This window comes from Frankia tisae (assembly GCF_025403405.1).
GTDB classification, from domain to species: Bacteria; Actinomycetota; Actinomycetes; order Frankiales; family Frankiaceae; genus Frankia; species Frankia tisai.
In genome coordinates, this window is record NZ_JANEZT010000459.1 from 1 (window position 1) to 4494 (window position 4494).

Below are 4494 nucleotides of genomic sequence, written 5' to 3' on the forward strand. Positions count from 1 at the left end.
CCTATCACCAGGCCGGACGCCTCGACGACGCCACCCGAGAACTCGACCGAGCCTTGATGGACCGCGACCGCGTCCTCGGCCCCGACCACCCCGACACCCTCGAAAGCGCCCACGACCTCGCCCGCACCCACCTCCGCGCCGGCCGACCCGAACGGGCTGTCCCCCTGTTCGACCGAGCACTGGCCGGCCGCGAGCGGCGCCATCGGCCCCGACCATCCCGAAACGACGAGGACACGCCTGAGCCTCGCCGACGCCCACCTCAGGTTGGAGAGGCCCGCGGACGCCGTCCCGCACCTCGAACGAATCCTCGACCGGCACGAACGCGCCCTCGGGCCCGCGCACCCGACCACTGTCGAGGCACGGGACACCCTCGCCGCCACCTACCGGCACACCGGACAGCTTGAGGCGGCCCGGCCTCATCTCGAACGTCTTCTCGGCGACCAGAGCCGGGCACACGGCGTGGCCAACTCCCGCACTCTGCGCACCGCCGACGGCCTCGCCGAGGTGTACCGCTCGACCGGACGGCTACCGCAAGCCGTCGATCTCAACGAGCGACTCCTGGCCATCCGGGGACAGGTCCTCGGCCCACGCCACCCGGACACCCTCACCACCAGGACCGTCCTCGCCGACACCTACCACCAGGCCGATCGTCCCCGCGACGCCCAGCGGCTCTATCGCGATGCGCTCACCGACGCGCTACGTGAGTACGGCCCGTTTCATCCTGACACCATCCGGGCCCGCCGATCGCTCGCCGACACCGCCAACGGCGCACTCGACGACCGTCCCCGGGCACCTGAACAGCCACAGAGGACGGAGCCCAGGCTGCCACACCACGGTCCGTGAGGCTATTAGCCCAAGCAAGTTACCCTGCGTCGCCCGACTCGTCCGAGTCGGCATCCGATAGCCGATCAAGCTTGTCGAGCTTGCGGGCCAGCCGCTCACGTGCCGACTCTCGCCCACCATCGCCTGCCGATGACGGCCCCCGCCGATCCTCCCTGGCCCGCGCCTCGGCCTGAGCGGACTCCGCGTTCATCCGGTCGCGCGCCTCCTTCAACGACTGCCGTACCTCCTCGTCCTCCCACTCCCTCGCCTGCTCGGCGGCGAGTTCGTTCGTCCAGTCGCGGCCGTAGCGGGCGTTCCAGGTGCGGCTGAACGAGCCGTCCCAGTCGAGCGGGCGGGTGGACTTCCGGTCATCGTCCGTCGGCTCGGGGGTGCCCGGCTCGGCGTCCGTCTCCGAGCCCGCGTCTACCGGCCGCGCCGCGTTGGCGTCTGCAGCCGGATGGGAATCGGGCGGCGACGGACGGCCCGGATCACGTCCGGTGCCGGCGTCGCCTGTCGGGTCAACCGGTTCCGCGGACATCGCCGTCCTCTCCCCGCTCAGGGACCTTGCCGGGCACGGTCATCTGACTGTCTCCCGCCCTACGATCACCTGTGGCTTGATCGGTGGCGGTAGTCCGTCACACCGGAATGTTACGGGGTGAGCCGTCTGCGTGATCCGGCTGGGCAGGTGCCGGTCAGGAGTCCGTCCGGCGGCGGCGCAGCTTGGAGAACCATCCGGCGGTCGAGATCGCGCCGCCGATCCCGCCGCCCGTCAGGAGACCTGCGGCTACACCGGAAAACCGATCGCCGCATTGCTTGCAGAGCCGGCGGCCGGTCACCGTTTCCGTCGGCCGCCCCGACTTCCGCTCCCCGCACTCATCGCAGGCGAAGGTCTCGATGTCACCGCTCCAATCCAGCCGCACCGGATCACCTCGCAGACGAAAGATTCGGCGAACACTTGAGGATCTTGAAGGAACAGAAGGGATCATGACCACACCGTCGAACTGGCGTGATGTCAAGGCCCCCGCCCGCGCGACCGATCCCAAGTGGGACAGCACCACGCGGACAGCCCGCCGCGCTGAGATGCGAAGCCAGATGCTCGCCTCCGTCAGCGGCGCGCAACTCGCCGAGATCCGCAATCAACTCGGCCTCACCCAGGCACAGCTCGCCGAAGCCACCGGCCCGACCCAGGCGAGGATCAGCCAGATCGAGAACGGCACCCCCACGGGACCGGAGGTTCTGCGCACCTACATCACCGGCCTCGGCGGCCACCTCGACATCGTCGCCCACATCGGCAACATCCACCTCACCATCGCCTAACAACCGGCGTCAGCATCTGCTCGACGGCCTGTTCGCCGACCCGGCCGCCACCGTGGATCCGCCAGTCCGCGGCGCCGCCCTCCCGCTCTCCTCCACGGGGTCAACCAGTCTCGCCATGACGCCATGACGTTATGACAACGTCAGTATATCGTTGATGCATGCTCTACCCCACTCCGGCCCTCGGACCTGCCGACGATCAGGTGCTCGGCGAGATCGACGGCCTGCGGGAGGCGCTGCGGCACCAGCTCCGGACCACGCCGTCGAAATGGACGGACGGGCTCCGGAAGTTCCTGACCGCCGATGCTGTCGCAGCCTCGAACTCCATCGAGGGCTTCAAGGTGTCCACGATCGACGTCCAGGATCTGATGGACGGCGAGCGAGACGTCGAGGTCTCCGACGACAACCGCGAGGAGACCCTCGCCTACCAGCGGATGATGACGTACCTCCAGACGCTCCACGACGCCGAGGACTTCAGCTACAGCAAAGACTTGCTCAACGCCCTGCACTGGATGTTGCAAGGCCACCGTCACACCGCGCGCAAGCCGGCCGGACAATGGCGCCGGGGCCCCGTCTACGTCACCGACGCGCGCGACCCCAGCATCGCGGCCTACACAGCCCCGGACGCCGAGGTCGTCCCGGCGCTGATGAAAGAACTCGTCGACTGGCTGAACACCGACGACCGCACCCACCTGCTGGTGCGAGCGGCCATGGCACATCTGCACCTGGTGTCCATCCACCCCTGGGCCGACGGAAACGGCCGGATGTCACGCTCGCTGCAAACCCTCATGATCGCACGCGAGGGCGTCCTCGCCCCGGAGTTCTCGTCCATCGAGGCGTGGCTCGGCCGCCCCGGCAACACCTGGGAGTACTATCGCGAACTCGCCGACCGGGGCCCGACGTACCTTCCCGACCAGGACGTCTCCAGCTGGATCCGCTTCAACCTGACCGCCTACCATCAGCAGGCCCAGACCGTTCAAGGCCGACTCGACCGCTCCGGGCGGGTAGGGGGTGCACTCTCCGCCTTCACCGAGAGCACCGGCCTGGACGAGCGGGTGGTCACCGCCCTGCACGACGTGGCCATGGCCGGCCGCGTCCGCCGCTCCCGTTACGAGCACGCCGAGGGCCTGAGCCTCCAGCAGGCCCAACGCGACCTGCGCGACCTCACCACCGCCGGAATCCTGGAACCGGTCGGTCGAACCCGGGCCCGCTACTACACCGCAGGCCCCCGCTTCCCCCAGCCGGCACTCGACATCGCGCGCACACCCATGACCTTGCGGAATCCCTACACCACCTGACAAGCACCCGCGGGCCGCGCGTAGCCTGATCGGTGGGCACCTCGACAGCTCTGTCGCGGCCACGCGGCCTTCGCCCCGCCCGACCGGTTGGGCGGGTTCCCCGGCGAGGTCGGCGCCGGTGTCGTTGCCGACACCGCGCGCAAGACCCAGATCCGGATTGACGTGGCCGTGCTGGCCCCGTCGGTGCCCGACGAACCCCGCCGCGTCCTGTCCCTCGGCGAGGCGAAGTGGGGCGACGTCATGGATTCCCGTCATGTCGACCGACTTCGCCGTGCCCGCGACCTGCTCGCTGCCCGCGGCTACGACACCCGCGACACCATCCTGATCTGCTACAGCGGCGCTGGCTTCGACCCGTCCGTCACCGCCGCGACGGACGACCGCGTCGCCGCCGTCACCCTCGGCCAGCTCTACGAGGCACCCCCCACCAGCTGACGCGGGCGGATTCCGCATCCTGTTCGCCTTCGATCCCGAGCGCCGCGCGGTCCCGCTCGTCGCCGCAGACAAGGCCGGGCAGTCCCGCACGATGAGACAGCCGTCCTCGGCGTCGATGATGCGGCGGCCCCGTCCCAGGCACAACAGGACAGAGAGATGGCCGGAGGGGGGTGAGGGTGCTCCGCACGCACGGGCCTGCGAACGTCTCCTGGAGCGCCGAGAACGCGGACCTGGAATTCGGCGTCGTCATCGACAACCCCAACCTCGCCGAGGCCATCGAACGAGAGCTACGCGAAGCCGAGGACTTCATCTTCGAACACGTGCGTCCCGACGGGACTCCGGCGAGCGAACATAAGTAACTCAACCGCCGCCGCAGGCCGCAGCACGAGAAACCTGGGCAGGATTACGCCGGTGCTCACGATCGCCAGGAGTGCGGCGAACTGGGCGAGCGCTGTCACGAGTGGGCATGCACTGCTCGCCGGCCATCGACATGGCTCCGAAAGTCGGAGCCGGGGCCGTCGGTGGCGCATCCGATCACTCTCAGCTTGCGCACAGGTTGCACGGTGAGTATCTGGCGTATGACGCAGCCCGAGGACCCCTCCAGCGCGACGGTCCTGCCCAGCGCCGC

7 protein-coding genes and 1 pseudogene are annotated in these 4494 nt (G+C 69.3%); 6 read left to right on the forward strand and 2 right to left on the reverse strand.

From position 1 onward, the window contains the following. Nucleotides 1-149, forward strand: a pseudogene (locus NBZ85_RS27980) (tetratricopeptide repeat protein); the annotation flags it as partial. Between the two features lie 115 nt (nt 150-264). Then, complete coding sequence (locus NBZ85_RS27985; protein ID WP_261560071.1) at nt 265-843, forward strand: tetratricopeptide repeat protein; 579 nt, start codon at nt 265-267, stop codon at nt 841-843. Between the two features lie 19 nt (nt 844-862). Here NBZ85_RS27985 and NBZ85_RS27990 read toward each other — a convergent pair whose 3' ends face one another. Next, nucleotides 863-1360 (reverse strand): hypothetical protein, encoded by a 498-nt coding sequence (locus NBZ85_RS27990; protein ID WP_261560070.1) that lies wholly within the window; start codon nt 1358-1360, stop codon nt 863-865. A gap of 154 nt (nt 1361-1514) precedes the next feature. Next, on the reverse strand, nt 1515-1742 hold the full coding sequence (locus NBZ85_RS27995) for a hypothetical protein (RefSeq protein WP_261560069.1): 228 nt from the start codon (nt 1740-1742) through the stop codon (nt 1515-1517). Between the two features lie 64 nt (nt 1743-1806). Between NBZ85_RS27995 and NBZ85_RS28000 the strand changes: the two genes are divergently transcribed. From NBZ85_RS28000 to NBZ85_RS28015, 4 genes are all read left to right on the forward strand, one after another. Then, on the forward strand, nt 1807-2139 hold the full coding sequence (locus tag NBZ85_RS28000) for a helix-turn-helix domain-containing protein (protein ID WP_261560067.1): 333 nt from the start codon (nt 1807-1809) through the stop codon (nt 2137-2139). Between the two features lie 158 nt (nt 2140-2297). Then, nucleotides 2298-3434 (forward strand): Fic family protein, encoded by a 1137-nt coding sequence (locus NBZ85_RS28005; protein WP_261560065.1) that lies wholly within the window; start codon nt 2298-2300, stop codon nt 3432-3434. An 87-nt stretch (nt 3435-3521) separates the two neighbouring features. Further along, on the forward strand, nt 3522-3866 hold the full coding sequence (locus NBZ85_RS28010) for a hypothetical protein (protein ID WP_261560056.1): 345 nt from the start codon (nt 3522-3524) through the stop codon (nt 3864-3866). A 176-nt stretch (nt 3867-4042) separates the two neighbouring features. After that, a complete protein-coding gene (locus tag NBZ85_RS28015) occupies nt 4043-4225 on the forward strand; it encodes a hypothetical protein (RefSeq protein ID WP_261562982.1) in 183 nt (60 codons plus the stop codon). The last annotated feature ends 269 nt before the right edge of the window (nt 4226-4494 follow it).

Coding starts and splice junctions, on each gene's coding strand:
- NBZ85_RS27990 (WP_261560070.1), bottom strand. CDS start 1,360: ATGTCCGCGGAACCGGTTGACCCGACAGGCGACGCCGGCACCGGACGT.
- NBZ85_RS28000 (WP_261560067.1), top strand. CDS start 1,807: ATGACCACACCGTCGAACTGGCGTGATGTCAAGGCCCCCGCCCGCGCG.
- NBZ85_RS28005 (WP_261560065.1), top strand. CDS start 2,298: ATGCTCTACCCCACTCCGGCCCTCGGACCTGCCGACGATCAGGTGCTC.